At 71.3% G+C, this 18760-nt stretch carries 13 protein-coding genes; 11 read left to right on the top strand and 2 right to left on the bottom strand.

Annotation, left to right across the window (positions count from 1 at the left end; all coding sequences use genetic code 11):
• The first annotated feature begins 86 nt into the window (after positions 1–86).
• Positions 87–1601 carry an APC family permease gene (locus OG462_RS11905; RefSeq protein WP_406057148.1) on the top strand — a complete coding sequence of 505 codons (1515 nt, stop codon included), beginning with the start codon at positions 87–89 and terminating at the stop codon, positions 1599–1601.
• 28 nt (positions 1602–1629) lie between these two features.
• Positions 1630–3282 (top strand): flavin monoamine oxidase family protein, encoded by a 1653-nt coding sequence (locus tag OG462_RS11900; protein WP_406057146.1) that lies wholly within the window; start codon positions 1630–1632, stop codon positions 3280–3282.
• 33 nt (positions 3283–3315) lie between these two features.
• On the opposite strand, the gene OG462_RS11895 is transcribed toward OG462_RS11900, so the two are convergent.
• Together OG462_RS11895 and OG462_RS11890 are read right to left on the bottom strand one after the other, a co-directional pair.
• Positions 3316–4701, bottom strand: a complete 1386-nt coding sequence (locus OG462_RS11895) for an FAD-binding oxidoreductase (RefSeq protein WP_406057144.1) — start codon at positions 4699–4701, stop codon at positions 3316–3318.
• Positions 4702–4804: 103 nt separating this feature from the next.
• Positions 4805–6607 (bottom strand): glycoside hydrolase family 15 protein, encoded by a 1803-nt coding sequence (locus OG462_RS11890; protein ID WP_406057142.1) that lies wholly within the window; start codon positions 6605–6607, stop codon positions 4805–4807.
• A 601-nt stretch (positions 6608–7208) separates the two neighbouring features.
• On the opposite strand from OG462_RS11890, the gene OG462_RS11885 reads away from it, so the two are divergent.
• The 9 genes from OG462_RS11885 (at position 7209) to OG462_RS11845 (ending at position 18677) form a co-directional block, all read left to right on the top strand.
• Positions 7209–8867 (top strand): CTP synthase, encoded by a 1659-nt coding sequence (locus tag OG462_RS11885; protein WP_406057140.1) that lies wholly within the window; start codon positions 7209–7211, stop codon positions 8865–8867.
• 75 nt (positions 8868–8942) lie between these two features.
• Positions 8943–9569, top strand: coding sequence for an NUDIX domain-containing protein (locus OG462_RS11880; protein WP_406057138.1), 627 nt, complete (start codon positions 8943–8945; stop codon positions 9567–9569).
• Between the two features lie 590 nt (positions 9570–10159).
• Positions 10160–12145: a tetratricopeptide repeat protein gene (locus OG462_RS11875; RefSeq protein ID WP_406057136.1), complete on the top strand. Its 1986-nt coding sequence runs from the start codon at positions 10160–10162 to the stop codon at positions 12143–12145.
• Positions 12146–12292: 147 nt separating this feature from the next.
• A complete protein-coding gene (ald, locus tag OG462_RS11870) occupies positions 12293–13408 on the top strand; it encodes an alanine dehydrogenase (RefSeq protein ID WP_406057134.1) in 1116 nt (371 codons plus the stop codon).
• A 449-nt stretch (positions 13409–13857) separates the two neighbouring features.
• Positions 13858–14883, top strand: a complete 1026-nt coding sequence (locus tag OG462_RS11865) for a ParA family protein (protein WP_037631020.1) — start codon at positions 13858–13860, stop codon at positions 14881–14883.
• Positions 14868–15368, top strand: a complete 501-nt coding sequence (locus tag OG462_RS11860; RefSeq protein ID WP_406057132.1) for a hypothetical protein — start codon at positions 14868–14870, stop codon at positions 15366–15368. Before OG462_RS11865 ends, OG462_RS11860 begins: the two co-directional genes overlap by 16 nt.
• Before the next feature lie 44 nt (positions 15369–15412).
• Positions 15413–16741 carry a segregation and condensation protein A gene (locus OG462_RS11855; protein ID WP_406057130.1) on the top strand — a complete coding sequence of 443 codons (1329 nt, stop codon included), beginning with the start codon at positions 15413–15415 and terminating at the stop codon, positions 16739–16741.
• Positions 16738–17343, top strand: coding sequence for an SMC-Scp complex subunit ScpB (gene scpB / locus OG462_RS11850; protein ID WP_327161256.1), 606 nt, complete (start codon positions 16738–16740; stop codon positions 17341–17343). The genes OG462_RS11855 and scpB overlap by 4 nt, the downstream gene beginning before the upstream one ends.
• On the top strand, positions 17343–18677 hold the full coding sequence (locus OG462_RS11845) for a pseudouridine synthase (protein WP_406057128.1): 1335 nt from the start codon (positions 17343–17345) through the stop codon (positions 18675–18677). The genes scpB and OG462_RS11845 overlap by 1 nt, the downstream gene beginning before the upstream one ends.
• Positions 18678–18760: the final 83 nt, after the last annotated feature.

Below are 18760 nucleotides of genomic sequence, written 5' to 3'. Positions count from 1 at the left end.
GGGCGACAACTCGTCGCCGCCTGGCGGGAATTGCGCTACCGCATGTCGATTGTGGCCTACGTCACTCGCGAGGATGCTCTCGCGCCATGGCAGAGAACCCCACTCCAGAGGTCCACCGGCTCAAGGCGAACTCGGTCGGGCTCGTCGGCGTCGTCTTCATGGCCGTCGCCACGGCGGCCCCGATCACCGCGATGACCGGCAACCTTCCCATCGCCGTCGGCTTCGGCAACGGCACCGGCGCACCCGCCGGCTATCTCTTCGCGACGCTCGTCCTGACCGTCTTCTCGGTCGGCTACGTGGCCATGGCCAAGCGGATCACGGCCGCCGGCGCCTTCTACGGCTACATCTCGCACGGCCTCGGCCGGATCGCCGGCATGGCCTCCGGCATGCTCGCGGTCCTCGCGTACGTCGTCTTCGAGGCCTCGATCGTCGGCGTCTTCGCGTACTTCGCCAGGACGACCGTCGCCGATCAGCTCGGCGTGGACCTGCCGTGGATCCTGTACGCGGCCGTCATGCTGGCCGTCACCGCGGCCCTCTCGTACTTCGACATCAACCTGACCGCCAAGGCGCTCGGGGTGATGCTCATCGCCGAGATCGCGGTCCTCTTCGCGGTCGCCACCGCCGTCCTGATCGCCGGCGGCGGCCCCGACGGCATCCCGGTCGAGCCGATCGACCCCAGGAACGCCTTCACCGGCACCTCCGCAGGACTCGGTCTCTTCTTCGCCTTCTGGTCCTGGGTGGGCTTCGAGTCGACCGCGATGTACGGCGAGGAGTCCCGCGATCCCAAGCGGGTCATCCCGCGCGCCACGCTGATCTCCGTCATCGGCGTCGGCCTCTTCTACATCTACGTGTCGTGGATGACGATCGCCGGGAACGGCCTCGCCGGATCGGTGGCGCTGTCCGCCTCCGCGTCGCCGCTCGACCTGTTCTTCTCGCCCACCGAGAGCTTCATCGGCGCCTGGGCCGTCGACGCCTTCCAGTGGCTGCTGCTCACGGGCTCCTTCGCCTGCGGGATGGCCTTCCACCAGTGCGCCTCGCGCTACCTGTACGCCATCGGGCGCGAGGGCTTCCTCCACCCGGCGCTCGGCCGGACGCACGCGAAGCACGGCTCGCCGTACATCGCCTCGTACGTGCAGAGCGCGATCGCCGTCGCCCTCGTCGGCGCCTTCTGGCTCACCGGCCAGGACCCGTACATCCACCTCTACACGCTGCTCGCGATCCTCGGCACGATGGCGATCCTCATCGTCCAGACCCTCTGCTCCTTCGCCGTCATCGGCTACTTCCGCAAGAACCACCCCGAGGACCGGCACTGGTTCAGGACGCTCACCGCCCCGCTCCTCGGCGGTGTCGGCATGATCGCCGTCGTCGTCCTGCTGGTCGTCAACATGGAGACCGCGGCCGGTCTCGCCGCCCACTCCCTCTTCTTCAAGGCCATTCCCTGGATCGTCGGCGCCGTCTTCTTCGGCGGCCTCGGCCTCGGCTTCTTCCTCAAGGCCAAGCGGCCCGAGCGCTACGAGATCATCGGCCGGATCGTCCTGGAGGACGCCATCGAGCGCCCCGCCGAAGCGGCCGCAGCCCCCGCCCCCGTACCGCAGAGCTGAATCCCCTTCTCTCCTCCAGGAGCGCCCCATGGCACGCACCAACCCGATGCACCTCCTGAAGAAACTGGCCGCCGAGCACGCCGACGCCCGACGGCTCAACCTCCCCGTGGCGGAGCTCAGAGGGATGAGAGCCGACGCCCTCGGGCGCCGCTCCCTCCTCAAGTACGCCGCCGCTGCGGGTGTCGCCGTCGGCGCGGGCGGGGCCGCCGGCCTGGGCGGGGCCGTTCCCGCCCGCGCCGCCACCCCCGCCCCGCCGGTCAAGAGCACCACCCGGGTCGCCGTCGTCGGCGCCGGCATCTCCGGCCTCACCGCCGCCCTCACCCTCCAGGACGCCGGCCTGAGCCCGGTGCTCTACGAGGCGAACCCCACCCGGGTCGGCGGCCGCATGTGGACCCAGCGCGCCCACTGGGCGTACGGGCAGACCTCCGAGATCGGCGGCGAGCTGATCGACACCGGCCACAAGAAGATCCTGGAGCTCTGCCGGCGCTTCGACCTGCCCGTGGAGGACTTCCTCGGTGGTGGACCCAACGGAGCCGAGGAGGTCCTCTGGTTCAACGGCACGTACTACCCGCGTGCCCGGGCCGACGAGGACTTCAAGGCGGTCTACCAGCTGCTGCGCCGGGACCTGTCCGACGCGGGGGAGGTGTACTGGAACCGGACCACCCCCACCGGCACCGCCCTCGACAACATGTCGATACACGAATGGATCGAGTCCCGGGTCCCCGGCGGGCACTCCTCGCCGCTCGGCCGCTTCATCGACGTCGCGTACAACGTCGAGTACGGCGCCGACACCACCGAACAGTCCTCGCTCGCCCTGGTCCTGCTCATGGGCTACCAGACCAATCCCGGCAACTTCAACATCTGGGGCCTCTCCAACGAGCGGTACCACGTCGTCGGCGGCAACGACCTGCTCCCCAACGCCATCGCCGGGGCGCTCACCCCCGGCACCCTGCGCCACGGCTGGTCCCTGACCGCCGTCCGGGCCAACGCCGACGGCACCCAGACGCTGACCTTCACCGAGGCCGGCGCCACCCGGACCGTCACCGCCGACCACACGATCCTCTGCCTCCCGCTGCCGATCCTCAAGGAGCTCGACCTCTCCCAGGCCGGGTTCGACCCGCTCATGAGGAACCTGCTGCGGGACGCGCGGATGGGCCACTGCACCAAGCTCAACATGCAGTTCGGCACCCGGCCCTGGCGCGGCACCGGTGCCTGGCCGGGCGTCTCGGCCGGTGACTGCTTCACCGACACCGAGATCCAGCAGACCTGGGACACCACCAAGATCCAGGGCGGGACCGGCGGCATCCTCCTGCAGTACGGCGGCGGCAGCCTCGCCAAGTCGCTGACGCCCGCCGCGCCCTTCTCCACCGAGTCGGACCCGTACGTACGGAGCCTGGTCACCCGCCACCTGGCCGGCATCGACGCCTTCTTCCCCGGCACCTCCCGGGCGTACACGGGGCGCGCCCAGCTCTCCGCCTGGCACCGGAACCCGTACTCGCTCGGTGCGTACTCCTGCTGGCCGGTGGGCTACCTCCACCGGTACGCCGGGTACGAGGGCACCGCGCAGGGCAACGTCCACATCGGCGGCGAGCACCGCAGCTACGACTTCCAGGGCTTCATGGAAGGCGGGGCCACGGAGGGCGAGCGCGCCGCCCGGGAGGTGGTCGACGCGCTGAGGTGAGCCCCGGTGGGCGGTGGTCGGGCGGGCCGGTGCTCAGGCGGCGGCCGGGGTGATGTTCTGGTTGAAGCGGAACACGTTGTCGGGGTCGTACGTGGCCTTGACGGCGGCAAGCCGGCGGTAGTTCTCCTCGCCGAAGGAGGAGACGACCCGCTGCTCGCCCTCGGCGCCGACGAAGTTCAGGTACACGGAGTCGAGCGCCCACGGCCGCGCATCGGCCCGCACGTCCCGCACCCACTGGATCTCGGCCTCGTCCATCGCCGGGTCCTCCCAGGTCGCGAACGGGTGCACGGCCCAGGGCGCGGCGCGCCACGGCTGCGGGTACGGCCCGGCGCCGGCCGCCACCGCGCCGCCCATCATGAACAGCACGTGCTGGGTGGCCGCGGGCAGCGGGATCGCCGCGCCGCGGTCGCAGAACACGTCCACGGCCTCGTCCGGGAAGGCGGTCAGGTACTCGGCCGACCAGTAGTTCCGCAGCCCCGGCGGGTCGTCGAGCATGGACTGCAGCTCCGTGTACGGGATGTCCGTGACGATCTCGACCTCGGGCCCCAGGGCGAGCAGCGGCGCCACCAGCTGCCGCAGCTCCTCGACCGGACCGGCGTACGTGAGCAGCGTCCCGCAGACCAGCTTGCCGACCAGGTCCTCCGGGACGAACGGCTCGGGCGGTGCGGGCAGGTAGATCGCCCCGCCGCCCACCTCGTCCGGGGCGGCTTCGGCGATGTCCCGGAAGGTGCGTACCACCTCGGGCGCGTTGTCGGGCAGGAAGAACAGCATCACGACGCTCATCCGCGGCAGCTCGTGCAGCCGCAGCGTCAGCGAGGTCGCCACCCCGAAGTTGCCGCCGCCGCCGTGCAGTGCCCAGAACAGCTCCGGGTTCTCCTCCGCGTCCGTGTGGACGTGCTTCCCCTCGGCCGTGATGAGTTCGGCGGCCAGCAGGTTGTCGCTGGCAAGACCGAACTTCCGCTCCAGCCAGCCCGATCCGCCGCCCAGCGTGAAGCCGCCGATCCCGGTGGTGGAGACCCGCCCGCCGGTGGTCGCGACATGGAACGGCTGGCAGGCGTGGTCCATCTGCCCCATCGTCGCCCCGCCCTCGACCCGTACCGTCATGTCCTCCGGGTCCACGACGACCGCGTGCATCCGGCGCAGGTCGACGACGAGCGAGCCGTCGATCACGGAGGTCCCGGCGACGCTGTGGCCGCCGCCGCGCACCGCGACGGGGAGTTCGCACGCGCGTCCGAAGAGGATCGCGTTGGACACGTCCGCCTGCGTCGCGCACTGGGCGATCACCGCGGGACGGTGGTCGATCATGCCGTTGTGGAGGGCGCGGGCCTCGCCGTAGCCCGGATCACCCGGGACGATCACCTCGCCCGCGAGGTCCTCGACCAGCCCTGACAGGGCGCTTTCGGAGATGTGGGGGCCCATGGGAGCCCCCCTTTCGTACGGGGGGACGGGACCCCTTCATCGTAGGTCCGGGGTCCGTCCCGCGCGTGCTGGGCGGGACGGACCCCGGCCCCGTGCGCCCCGCTCAGCCCCCGTACGCCCCGCTCGCCGTCAGTCGCAGTGCCGTGTCGATCAGGGGCACGTGACTGAAGGCCTGCGGGAAGTTGCCGACCTGCCGCTGGAGCCTCGGGTCCCACTCCTCGGCGAGCAGCCCCAGGTCGTTGCGGAGCGCGAGCAGCCGCTCGAAGAGCGAGCGGGCCTCGTCCACCCGGCCGATCATCGCCAGGTCGTCCGCCAGCCAGAACGAGCAGGCGAGGAACGCGCCCTCGTCGCCCTCCAGGCCGTCGACCCCGGCCTCCTCGCCGGAGGTCGGGTACCGGAGCACGAAACCGTCCTCCGTGGACAGCTCCCGCTGGATCGCCTCGATCGTGCCGATGACCCGCTTGTCGTCCGGCGGCAGGAAGCCCATCTGCGGGATCAGCAGCAGCGAGGCGTCCAGCTCCTTGGAGCCGTACGACTGCGTGAAGGTGTTCCGCTCGGGGTCGTAGCCCTTCTCGCAGACGTCCCGGTGGATCTCGTCGCGCAGTTCGTGCCAGCGCTCCAGCGGGCCGTCGGCGTCCCCGGACTCGATGAGCTTGATCGTGCGGTCGACGGCCACCCAGGCCATCACCTTGGAGTGGACGAAGTGCCGGCGCGGGCCGCGGACCTCCCAGATGCCCTCGTCGGGCTGGTCCCAGTGCTTCTCCAGGTAGTTGATCAGCTTGATCTGGAGGAGCGAGGCGTAGTCGTTGCGGGAGAGCCCCGTCATGTGCGCGAGGTGGAGGGCCTCGGTGACCTCGCCGTAGACGTCCAGCTGCAGCTGGTTGGCGGCGCCGTTGCCGACCCGCACCGGGCCGGAGTTCTCGTACCCCGGGAGCCAGTCGAGCTCCGCCTCGCCGAGCTCCCGCTCGCCGGCGATGCCGTACATGATCTGGAGGTTCTCCGGGTCGCCGGCGACCGCGCGGAGCAGCCAGTCCCGCCAGGCGCGGGCCTCCTCGCGGTAGCCCGTGCGCAGCATGGAGGAGAGGGTGATCGCCGCGTCGCGGAGCCAGGTGTAGCGGTAGTCCCAGTTGCGGACACCGCCGATCTCCTCGGGCAGCGAGGTGGTCGGCGCGGCCACGATCCCGCCGGTCGGCGCGTACGTCAGCGCCTTCAGAGTGATCAGGGAGCGGATCACGGCCTCCCGGTAGGGGCCGTGGTACGTGCAGTGCTCGACCCATTCGCGCCAGAAGTCGGCGGTCGCCTCCAGGGAGCCCTCGGGGTCCGGAAGCGCCGGCGGCTCCTTGTGGGAGGGCTGCCAGGAGAGGGTGAAGGTGATCCGGTCACCGGGGTTCACGGTGAAGTCGGAGTACGTCGTGAGGTCCTTGCCGTGGGTCTCGGCGTCGGTGTCCAGCCACACGGAGTCCGGTCCCGCGACGGCGACCGTACGGTCCCCGACCTTGTGGACCCACGGCACGATCCGGCCGTAACTGAACCGCATCCGCAGCGAGGAACGCATCCGGACCCGGCCGGAGACGCCCTCCACGATCCGGATGAGCTGCGGGGCGCCGTCGCGCGGCGGCATGAAGTCGGTCACCCGGACCGTGCCGCGCGGCGTGTCCCACTCGGATTCCAGGATCAGCGAGTCGCCCCGGTAGCGGCGCCGGTCGGCCGGGGGCGGCTCGGCGTCGGCGGGCCCGGCGGGGCCCACCCGCCAGAATCCGTGTTCCTCGGTGCCCAGCAGCCCGGCGAAGATCGCGTGGGAGTCGAATCGGGGGAGACACAGCCAGTCGACGCTGCCGTCCCGGCAGACCAGGGCGGCGGTCTGCATGTCTCCGATGAGTGCGTAATCCTCGATGCGCCCGGCCACGTGCTTCACTCCAGTCGAACGGCCACGTCCGCCCCGCGGGGCGCTTGCTCAGATGCGCCGGCTGGGTGTCAGCCGGGTCTGCGTGTGTCAGCGGTCAAGGGATCTTCGACGAGCACTTGGGTCCGGGTGACGGGCGGGGTGGTGCCGCTGGCCGGCCGGCTCGGCGGGCAATGTTCCGAGCAGGATACTTCGCACCCTAGTGACCCGGTGATCACGCCGGTAACAGCGTTGCTCCGATCAGGTGAACGGGTCCCGTTCGCCGGTGGAAGGTCCTTCCGTCACGGCTGGGAGATCCCGTCCGTCGCAGGTGAGAGAACCTCCCTTCGCCCGGTGGGAGGCCGATCCCCCCGCCCCGCGGGGGTCCTTCCCCCGCCCGTCGGGAGGGTCCGCCCTCCCTCACGTCGCCGTCCGTGTACACCCGACTGCCGCGTGTGGCCGGAAGCGGCCTCCCGATGTCGCTGATACCCTGGTACCCCGTGGACCGGTGGGAAACGGCGACAGCCGAGGACCCCGAAACCGCAGCGACGGCACCCCCCGATTCTTCCGGAGGGGACGCCGGTACGCACCTCCAGAACGCGACCACGGGAGCCCCCTCTTGGCGATGCCGCCCAAAACCACGACGACCAAGCACATCTTCGTCACCGGGGGTGTCGCCTCCAGCCTCGGCAAGGGCCTGACCGCCTCCAGCCTGGGTGCGCTCCTCAAGGCCCGGGGCCTGCGGGTCACGATGCAGAAGCTCGACCCGTACCTCAACGTCGACCCGGGCACGATGAACCCCTTCCAGCACGGCGAGGTGTTCGTCACCAACGACGGCGCCGAGACCGACCTGGACATCGGCCACTACGAGCGCTTCCTCGACGTCGACCTCGACGGCTCGGCCAACGTCACCACCGGCCAGGTCTACTCGCAGGTCATCGCCAAGGAGCGGCGCGGCGAGTACCTCGGTGACACCGTGCAGGTCATCCCGCACATCACCAACGAGATCAAGTCCCGGATCCGCCGCATGGCGACCGACGACGTCGACGTCGTCATCACCGAGGTCGGCGGCACGGTCGGAGACATCGAGTCGCTGCCGTTCCTGGAGACCGTCCGCCAGGTCCGCCACGAGGTCGGCCGCGACAACGTCTTCGTCGTGCACATCTCGCTGCTGCCCTACATCGGCCCCTCCGGCGAGCTGAAGACCAAGCCGACCCAGCACTCCGTCGCCGCGCTGCGCAACATCGGCATCCAGCCGGACGCGATCGTGCTGCGCGCCGACCGCGAGGTCCCGACCTCCATCAAGCGCAAGATCTCGCTGATGTGCGACGTCGACGAGGCCGCGGTCGTCGCCGCGATCGACGCCAAGTCGATCTACGACATCCCCAAGGTGCTCCACACCGAGGGCCTGGACGCCTACGTCGTCCGCAAGCTCGACCTGCCCTTCCGTGACGTGGACTGGTCGACGTGGGACGACCTGCTCGACCGCGTCCACAACCCCGACCACGAGGTCACCGTCGCGCTCGTCGGCAAGTACATCGACCTGCCCGACGCGTACCTCTCGGTCACCGAGGCCATGCGGGCCGGCGGCTTCGCCAACAAGGCGCGCGTCAAGGTCAAGTGGGTCACCTCCGACGACTGCAAGACCCCGGCCGGGGCCAAGAAGCAGCTCGGCGACGTCGACGCCGTCCTCATCCCCGGTGGTTTCGGCGACCGCGGTGTGAGCGGCAAGGTCGGCGCGATCCAGTACGCCCGCGAGAACAAGGTGCCGCTGCTCGGCATCTGCCTCGGTCTCCAGTGCATCGTCATCGAGGCGGCCCGGAACCTGGCCGACATCCCCGAGGCCAACTCCACCGAGTTCGACCCGGCCACCGCGCACCCCGTCGTCTCGACGATGGAGGAGCAGCTGGCGTTCGTCGAGGGCGCCGGCGACCTGGGAGGAACGATGCGCCTGGGTCTGTACCCGGCGAAGCTCGCCGAGGGCTCGATCGTCCGTGAGGTCTACGACGACCAGCCGTACGTCGACGAGCGTCACCGTCACCGCTACGAGGTGAACAACGCCTACCGCGCGGAGCTGGAGAAGAAGGCCGGTCTGGTCTTCTCCGGCACCTCCCCGGACAACAAGCTCGTCGAGTACGTCGAGTACCCGCGAGAGATCCACCCCTACCTGGTCGCCACGCAGGCGCACCCGGAGCTGCGCTCGCGTCCGACGCGTCCGCACCCGCTCTTCGCGGGCCTGGTGAAGGCGGCCGTGGAGCGCAAGACGGGCAAGCCGGCCAAGTAGCCGCCGGGCGTTAACGTTGCCGGGGTACGGGTCCTCACGGACGCGTACCCCGGCTTTCGTATGTGGGAGGACCAGATGGAGTTGCAGGACACCCCTGAGGAGTGGCGGGTCGTCGCGACGACGACCCCGTTCCAGGGAAAGAAGACGAGTGTCCGCACGGACGACGTGGTCATGCCGGACGGCACGGTCGCGCGCCGCGACTACCAGGTCCACCCCGGCTCGGTGGCCGTCCTGGCCCTCGACGAGCAGGACCGGGTCCTGCTGCTCAAGCAGTACCGGCACCCGGTGCGGCAGAAGCTCTGGGAGATCCCGGCGGGACTCCTCGACGTGCCCGGTGAGAACCCGCTGCACGCCGCCCAGCGCGAGCTGTACGAGGAGGCGCACGTCAAGGCCGAGGACTGGCGGGTCCTGACCGACGTCTACCCGACCCCGGGCGGCTGCGACGAGGCCGTACGGATCTTCCTCGCGCGCGGTCTCTCGGAGGCGGAGGGGCAGCGCTACGAAGTCTCCGAGGAGGAGGCGGACATGGAGCTGGCGCGGGTGCCTCTCGGGGATCTCGTACGGGGGGTTCTCGCGGGGGATCTGCACAACATGTGCCTCGTGGCGGGGGTGCTCGCGCTGGCTGCGGCGCGGACGGGGGAGGGGGTCGGGGCGTTGCGTCCGGCGGATGCGGCGTGGCCGGCGAGGCCCTTCGAGGCGTAGCGACTGCCGGCCGTCGTGGCCTGTGCCCTGCCCGGGCCTGTGCCCGTGCGGGCCTGCACCCGCTCGGGCCTGCACCCGCCCGGGCCTGGGCCCGTGCCGCTGTGGGCCTGAGCCCTGCCTGACCTGTGCCCGCTCGGGTATGCGTGCCGCCGTCACCCACCCGCCGTGTGGGCAATCGTCCCGCTGGGGCGGGACGGGTGGGCACACGGGACGCCGCGCTTGGCGGCGCCTCCGCTCCTTGTGTCTGGACCCGCACCAGCAAGCGCGGCGCACCTGTGGTGCGGGTTCAGGCGCGGAAGCCTGGGCCCGGCAAGGGGCGCCGTCCGTTGTGCCCACCCGTTCCGCCCCTGCGGAACGAATGCCCACAACGGGGTGGACCCAGTTGCCCACAACGGCGGGATGGGTGAGCGCTCGACGGGTTGGTGGGTGCGTGGCGGAGGTGTGGTGGTGTGACCATCCGCTGATCCGATCGGGGGATGTGCCCGCCGCGCTCCGCCAAGTCCGGTACACGCCCTGAACTACGCTCGGAATCGCCCGTGCGGAGACCCCCGCGGGATCGGCTCGTGCGCAGGTGGACGGGAGCGTGGCCCGTGACGGATCAGGCGGTGGCGGCGGCCGGCCGCCGGCAGTTCTTCGGCCGGCAGCGGGAGTTGAAGGCCCTGCTCGCCGACATCGAACGGACCGGCCTCGACACCCTCACCGGCCGCAAGGCGCCCCGGGCCCGCGTCCTCCTCATCGCCGGCAAGCCCGGCTCCGGGCGTACCGCGCTCGCCGAGGAACTCGCCGCCGGACTCTCCGGCCAGTACCCCGACGGGATCTTCCGCGCCCGGCTCACCGAGCCCGGCGGCGACCCCGTCCCCACCGCCCGCGTCGCCCAGGAACTTCTCGCCGCGCTCGGGGTCGCCGAACCCCCCGGCGCCGCCGAGGACGAGCTGACCGAACTGGTCCGCAAGGCGCTCGGCGAGCGCCGGTCCGTCCTGGTCCTCGACGACGCCGTCGACGCCGAACAGGCCGACCCGCTGATCCCCGACAACCCCGACACCCTGGTGGTGGGCGTCTCCCGGGGACCGCTCACCGGCATTCCCGACGTACGGCCCTGCACCCTCGGCGGGCTCGACCCCAAGTCGGCCATCGAGCTGCTCACCGCCTTCACCGGCTCCGTACGCATCACGGTCGACCCGCAGGCCGCCGAGACTCTCGTCGAGGAGTGCGGCGGGCTGCCCGCCGCGGTCGTCCTCGCCGGCGGCTGGCTCTCCACCCAGCCCAAGGCCTCCGTCGCCGATCTGGCCAAGCGGCTCCGCGCGCTCAGCGGCGACCCGCTCACCCGGGCCTTCCTGCTCGCCCACGAGGCGCTGCCCGCGACGGCCGCCCGGATACTGCGATTCCTCGTGCTCGCCCCGCTGGGCCGGGCCGACGCCCACACCGCCTCCGCGCTGGCCGGCTGCTCCGTCTCGGCCGCGGCGACGACCCTCGCGGACTTCGCCGCACTGGGGCTCGTCTCGGCGGGGGAGGACGGGCAGTACGAGGTGCCCGGCCATCTCGTCCCCCTCCTTCGCGCTCAGCTGGAGGAGCGCGACCGGCCCGCCGAGGTGCAGCTCGCCCGGGCCCGGATGCTGGAGCGGACCGTACGGCTCCTCCAGTCCTGCCGTGCGGTCACCGAACCCGAGGGCTCGCCGGCCCGCAGCAAACTGGCCGGTCTGCCGCGTGCCCTGCGTTTCCCGAACGCCGCCGCCGGGGCCCTCTGGCTGCGCACCCGGCAGTCCTTCCTGCTCGCCTCCGCCCGGCTCGCCGTCGCCGACGGGGAGCTCGACACCCTCGCCCGCCGGCTGGTCGCCTCCCTGGTCAGGGCGCTCGCCGCGCACCGGGGAGCCGAGGCGACCGCGCCCGAGCTGTACGGGCTCCACCAGCTGGTCCTGGACGTGGCCGAGCGGCGTGGACTGCACCGGGAGCAGGCCGCGGCCCTGCTGAATCTGGCCGATCTCGACGCCCGCACCGGCAGGACGAAAGACGCTCTGCTGCGATATCGGTCGGCTTTGGATGCCGGGCGCGCAGCAAATGACCCGTACGCGACCGGCCGCGCGATGGAATCCGTAGGTGGTTCCTACCAGGAGCTGGGGGACTGGCAGCGGGCCGGTGACTGGTACGGGCGGGCGCTCGCCCAGCGCCTCGCCCGGGACGAGCGGCCCGATCAGGCCCGGCTGTACGCCCGCCTCGGCGCCGTACAGACCTATGCGGGCCGGTACGGCGAGGCGCTGCGGAACTGGCGAGCCGCCGCGGCCGGCTACCGGAGGCTCGACGATCTCCCGGGCTACGCGCGGGCGTTGAGCGAGGCCGCCCGGGTCCAGGAGTACGCCGGACGGCCCGAGGAATCCCTGCGGACCTGCGAGGAGGCGGTCGAGTGGGCCCGGCGCGCCCAGGACACCCGGCTCCAGGCCGCGCTCCAGCTGCGGCTCGCGGACACCCTCGACCGGCTCGGCGACCCCGCGGCGGCCCGGCTGCACCGGTCCGCGGCCGAAAGGCTGCTGGAAACGGAATCATCTGCCTACGAAATCCGCAGTGGCTCGATCGAAGATTAGTACTTTGAAAGGCTAGACAGCGGGAACTCCTTCATTAGACTGGGTCCGCCGCGTTCGAACGTGGTCTGCCCCGGTGCGCCGCAGTGCATCCGGGTATGTATCGCAGTGCCCCATGTATCCCCCCTGATTCAAGGACCGTGATCGACGATGAAGGTCGGCATCCCCCGCGAGGTCAAGAACAACGAGTTCCGCGTGGCCATCACCCCTGCCGGTGTCCACGAGCTCGTCCGCCACGGCCACCAGGTCTTCGTCGAGCAGAACGCCGGTGTCGGCTCCTCGATCACGGACGAGGAGTACGTCGGCGCCGGCGCCGAGATCCTCCCCACCGCCGACGAGGTCTGGGCCACCGCCGACCTGCTGCTCAAGGTCAAGGAGCCCATCGCGGAGGAGTACCACCGCCTCCGCAAGGACCAGACGCTCTTCACCTACCTGCACCTCGCCGCCTCCAAGGAGTGCACGGACGCGCTCCTGGAGTCCGGCACCACCGCCATCGCGTACGAGACCGTGGAGACCGCCGGTCGCGCGCTCCCGCTGCTCGCCCCGATGTCCGAGGTCGCGGGCCGCCTGGCCCCGCAGGTCGGCGCGTACCACCTGATGCGCTCCGTCGGTGGCCGCGGCGTCCTCCCCGGCGGCGTCCCCGGCACCCACGCCGGCGAGTGCGTCGTCATCGGCGGCGGCGTCTCCGGCTGGAACGCCACGCAGATCGCCGTCGGCATGGGCTTCCACGTGACCCTGCTCGACAGGGACATCAACAAGCTCCGCGAGGCCGACAAGATCTTCGGCACCAAGGTGAAGACGATCGTCTCCAACGCCTACGAGCTGGAGAAGGCCGTCGTCGAGGCCGACCTCGTCATCGGCGCCGTCCTCATCCCGGGTGCCAAGGCCCCGAAGCTGGTCACCAACGAGCTCGTCGCCAAGATGAAGCCCGGAAGTGTCCTTGTCGACATTGCGATCGACCAGGGCGGCTGCTTCGAGGACTCGCACCCGACCACCCACGCCGAGCCGACCTTCCAGGTCCACAACTCGGTCTTCTACTGCGTCGCCAACATGCCGGGCGCGGTCCCGAACACCTCCACCTACGCCCTCACCAACGCCACGCTGCCCTACATCGTGTCGCTGGCGAACAACGGCTGGGTCGAGGCGCTGCGCCGCGACGCCGCGCTCGGTCTGGGCCTCAACACCCATGACGGCAAGGTGGTTTACAAGGAGGTCGCCGAGGCGCACGGCCTCGAGCACGTCGAGCTGAGCACCCTCCTGGGCTGACCCTCGCGGCACCGCCGTCAACGCGTGCCGTCAATGCCACACACCCGGCCGGACCTTGTTCGACAAGGTCCGGCCGGATGTGTGTCCGGACCCGCCGGAACGTTCGGTCAACTCGCCTCGAACGTAACCCTTTAACCGTTTCGCACACCCCTGAAACGTGTGGATGCATGCCTGCGCACCCTTGACAGAGAGGTGTTCGGTTGCCGACACATCGGGCCGGGTCCGGCGGATTGTGTTGCTGCGGAGCGGTGACACGCCATAGAGTCGCCAACCGTCGGCATGGTGCCACGCTGACCTATCGATAAATGTTCCTGGTGACATCCAAGGAGGTAAGACGACTTGTGAATGAGTCGACAATTACTCCCGGGAGCGGTGCGCCAGGTGCTCCGATCGGCTCCGTCGCGGTGCGGACCTTCGCGACGCACCAGCCCATGACGACAGCCCACACGATGAAGACGATGGACGGCCTACACGTGAACGCCACGGCCGGCAACGAGATGGGCCGAGAGTCCACCCACTTCGCCGCCTTTGACGAGGTGCCCGAGGGGCACTTCTACGACCCCGACGCCGAGTACGAGCCCGACCCGGAGTACGCGGCCACCCTCGCACCCGACGCTGCCCGCCAGCGCCGCGAGCGGATCGGCCCGACCGGACGGCCCCTGCCGTACTTCCCGATCCCCGGTCCGCTGACGGACCACGGACCCGCGAAGATCATCGCGATGTGCAACCAGAAGGGCGGCGTCGGCAAGACCACGTCGACCATCAACCTGGGTGCCGCGCTCGCGGAGTACGGACGACGGGTGCTGCTCGTCGACTTCGACCCGCAGGGAGCCCTGTCGGTCGGCCTCGGCGTGAACCCGATGGAGCTCGACCTCACCGTCTACAACCTGCTCATGGAGCGGGGCATGTCGGCGGACGAGGTCCTCCTCAAGACCGCCGTACCCAACATGGACCTGCTGCCGAGCAACATCGACCTCTCGGCCGCCGAAGTCCAGCTCGTGAGCGAGGTCGCGCGCGAGTCGACGCTCCAGCGCGCCCTGAAGCCGCTGATGAACGACTACGACTACATCGTGATCGACTGTCAGCCCTCGCTCGGCCTGCTGACCGTGAACGCCCTGACGGCGGCTCACAAGGTCATCGTGCCGCTGGAATGCGAGTTCTTCGCGCTGCGCGGAGTGGCGCTGCTGACCGAGACCATCGAGAAGGTCCAGGAGCGGCTCAACCCCGACCTGGAGCTCGACGGCATCCTCGCCACGATGTACGACTCCCGTACCGTGCACAGCCGTGAGGTCCTCGCGCGCGTCGTCGAGGCCTTCGACGACCACGTGTACCACACGGTCATCGGGCGGACCGTGCGCTTCCCGGAGACCACGGTCGCCGGCGAGCCCATCACCACGTACGCCTCCAACTCCGTGGGCGCCGCCGCCTACCGTCAGCTCGCCAGGGAGGTGCTCGCCCGGTGTCACGCCGAGTGAGTCTGCCCGGCGCCGACGAACTCTTCCGTACGACCGGGGGGACGGCGCTCCAGGCGTCCGCGCCCCGCCGGGCCGTCCCGGCACCCGCGGGCGAGAGCGACACGACGGCGGCCGAGGGCTCCGCGGAGCACACGGCGGCGGACTCCGAGGCGACGGAGCCCCGCGCCCGGACTTCGGAGCCCGAGAGCGCCGCTCCAAAGTCCGCGCCCTCCGCCGCGGTGCCCGCCCCGGCGGCGCGACGGCGCGGCGGCCGGGCCCCGAACCGGCGGCCCAGCGGCCGTGAGCGCCACGACGAGAAGATCACGGTCTACGTCTCCGCCGAGGAGCTGATGGACCTGGAGCACGCCCGGCTCGTTCTCCGGGGCGAGCACGGTCTCGCCGTGGACCGGGGCCGGATCGTCCGGGAGGCCGTCGCGGTCGTCCTGGCGGACCTGGAGTCCCGCGGCGACGCGAGCATCCTCGTCCGCCGCCTGCGCGGCCGCTGACGATAGCCTGCGGGCTGCCGCGCTCCCCGTTCTCCTGGACCTCCATGCACCACGCCTCTGACGAAACGTCCCGCCCGCCACGCCGCCGCCTCCTGGGGCGTGGCCCGGTCGAGGCGGAGGGGGCAGCCGTCGTCCCACCGCCTCCGGCCCCGCCCGCCGCCGCTCCCGTCGCGGGGGTGGGGGAGGAGCGGGCTCCCACCCCTCCTGCCGACCTCGCGGTCGCGGAGGAGGACGGGGCGGGGGCGGACGACCGTGTCGGCGCCGAGGCCGACGGCTCCGCGCGGCCCGGGGCGAGCGATGAGCCAGGACCGGAGGCCGCCGGCGATGCCGGGGCGGACCACGGGGCCGGGACCGAGCCCGCGGCCGGACCGGAGCCCGAGGCCGAGCTGGAGCCCGAGCCCGCGGCCGGGCCGGAGCCCGGGGTCGGGCTTGGGGCCGCACCCGAGGCCGAGCCGGAGCCCGAGCCCGCGGCCGGACCGGAGCCCGGGGCCGGGCTCGAGCCCGCGGCCGGACCGGAGCCCGGGGCCGGGCCTGGGGCCGCACCCGACGTTGAGTCCGAGCCTCCGGCCGGTGAGGTCGGGGACGGGCGGTTCACCGTGCGGCTCGCGAACTTCGAGGGGCCCTTCGATCTGCTGCTCCAGCTGATCACCAAGCACAAGCTCGACGTCACCGAGGTCGCCCTCTCCCAGGTCACCGACGAGTTCATGGCGCACCTGCGCGCCCTCGGCCCCGACGGGGATCTCGACCAGACCACCGAGTTCCTCGTCGTCGCAGCCACCCTGCTCGACCTCAAGGCCGCCCGGCTGCTGCCGGCCGCCGAGGTCGAGGACGAGGCCGATCTCGCGCTCCTCGAGGCCCGCGACCTGCTCTTCGCCCGGCTCCTCCAGTACCGCGCGTACAAGCGCATCGCGACGATCTTCGAGGAGCGCTGGGAGGTCGAGGGCCGCCGCCATCCCCGTACCGTCGGACTCGAACCGCACCACGCCGAGCTGCTCCCCGAGGTCGTCATCTCCATCGGCGCCGAGGGCTTCGCCAGACTGGCCGTCAAGGCCATGCAGCCCAAGCCCGAGCCCCAGGTGTACGTCGACCACATCCACGCCCCGCTGGTCAGCGTCCGGGAGCAGGCCGCCGTGGTCGTCTCGCTGCTGCGGGAGCGCGGGACGGCGCTCTTCCGGGAGCTCATCGAGGACGTCGGCGACGACACCCTCACCGTCGTCGCCCGCTTCCTGGCCCTCCTGGAGCTCTACCGGGAGAAGGCCGTCGCCCTGGACCAGGAGACCGCCCTGGGGGACCTCACGGTCTCCTGGACCGGCGGGGACGGGGACGGGACGCCTCGCGTCACCGACGAGTTCGATCAGGAGACCACCGCATGAGCGACCTCAAGCCCGCCCTCGAAGCCGTCCTCATGGTCGTCGACGAGCCCGCCACCGAGGCGCACCTCGCCAAGGTCCTGGAGCGCACCCCCCGCGAGGTGGCCGACGCCCTGCGCGAGCTGGCCGACGAGTACACCGTCCAGGGCCGCGGTTTCGAGCTGCGGCAGGTGGCCGGGGGCTGGCGCTACTACACCCGCGCCGAGCACGCCGCGGCCGTCGAGGCCTTCGTCCTGGAGGGCCAGCAGGCCCGGCTCACCCAGGCGGCCCTGGAGACGCTGGCGGTCGTCGCGTACCGCCAGCCGGTCAGCCGTTCCCGGGTCTCCGCGGTCCGCGGGGTCAACTGTGACGGCGTGATGCGGACCCTCCTCCAGAGGGGTCTGGTGGAGGAGACGGGCGCGGAACCCGAAACAGGTGCGATCCTGTACAGGACGACGAACTACTTCCTGGAGCGGATGGGCCTGCGCGGCCTGGACGAGCTCCCCGAGCTCGCGCCCTTCCTCCCCGAGGCGGAGGCGGTCGAGCCGGACTCACTGGAAGGGGTCCCGTCGTTCGATCCGGATGCACCGGATCGTGAGGACGACGACGACAAGACGGAAGTTTGATGCGAAGCAGCAGCGGCAGGAACAGCAGCGGAAACAACGGCGGGAGCCGTGGTGGCAACAGCGGCGGCCGCGGCGGCAGCAGCGGTGGCGGCCGTGGTGGCAGCGGCGCCGGCGGTGGCGGCTACCGGGGCTCCGGTGGCGGCAGTGGCAGCGGCGGTGGCGGTGGCTACCGCGGCGGCAGCGGCTCCGGTGGCAGCGGCGGTGGCCGTGGTGGCTCCGGTGGCGGTGGTTACCAGGGCGGCGGCGGTGGCGGTCGCGGTGGCAGCGGCGGCTACCAGGGTGGCGGCGGTGGCGGCTACCAGGGTGGCGGCGGCCGTGACGGCCAGAAGAGCCCGAGCAACCCGCGCCGGCCTCGTCCCGAGGAGCGCTCCTACGACGTGAGCCCCCCCGCCGAGGCCCCGAAGAAGGGTCGCGGCTCCGCGGCCCGCGGTGGCGCCAAGGGCGGCCCCAAGGCCCCTCAGGGCGGTATGCCGCCCCGTCGCGGCCCGCACGGGCAGCGGCAGGCCCCGGCCCGCTCGCGCGAGCTCGAGGCCAAGATCGAGCAGCGCAACCGGGAACGGTACGAGAACCGGCCGGAGATCAAGACCCCGAAGACCTTCCCCGGCGCCGAGCAGGAGGGCGAGCGGCTGCAGAAGGTCCTCGCCCGCGCCGGCATGGGCTCGCGACGCGCCTGCGAGGAGCTCATCGAGCAGGCCCGCGTCGAGGTCAACGGCGAGATCGTCCTGGAGCAGGGCAAGCGCGTCGATCCGGAGAAGGACGAGATCAAGGTGGACGGCCTGACCGTCGCCACCCAGTCGCACATCTTCTTCGCGCTGAACAAGCCCGCCGGTGTCGTCTCCACCATGGAGGACCCGGACGGCCGCCAGTGCCTCGGCGACTACGTCAACAACCGCGAGACGCGCCTCTTCCACGTCGGCAGGCTCGACACGGAGACCGAGGGCATCATCCTGCTCACCAACCACGGTGAGCTGGCCCACCGCCTCACGCACCCGAAGTACGGCGTGAAGAAGACCTACCTGGCCGCCATCACCGGCCCGCTGCCCCGCGAGGTCGGCAAGCGGCTCAAGGACGGCATCCAGCTGGAGGACGGCTACGCCAAGGCCGACCACTTCCGCGTGGTCGAGCAGACCGGCAAGAACTACCTGGTCGAGGTCACGCTGCACGAGGGCCGCAAGCACATCGTGCGCCGCATGCTGGCCGAGGCGGGCTTCCCGGTCGAGAAGCTGGTCCGTACGGCCTTCGGCCCGATCGGTCTGGGCGACCAGAAGTCGGGCTGGCTGCGCCGGCTCACCAACACCGAGGTCGGCATGCTGATGAAGGAAGTCGGCATGTAAGGCCCAGGCCTGCTGTACGAGAGAAGCCCGTGACCGCCCGCCGGTCACGGGCTTCTCCGTTCCCCCGCTCTTCCGACAGCGCT

The organism is Streptomyces sp. NBC_01077 (assembly GCF_045162855.1).
Lineage (GTDB): Bacteria > Actinomycetota > Actinomycetes > Streptomycetales > Streptomycetaceae > Streptomyces.
The sequence above is the reverse complement of the archived record's forward strand: the minus strand, read 5'-3'. Positions and strand labels throughout refer to the sequence as shown.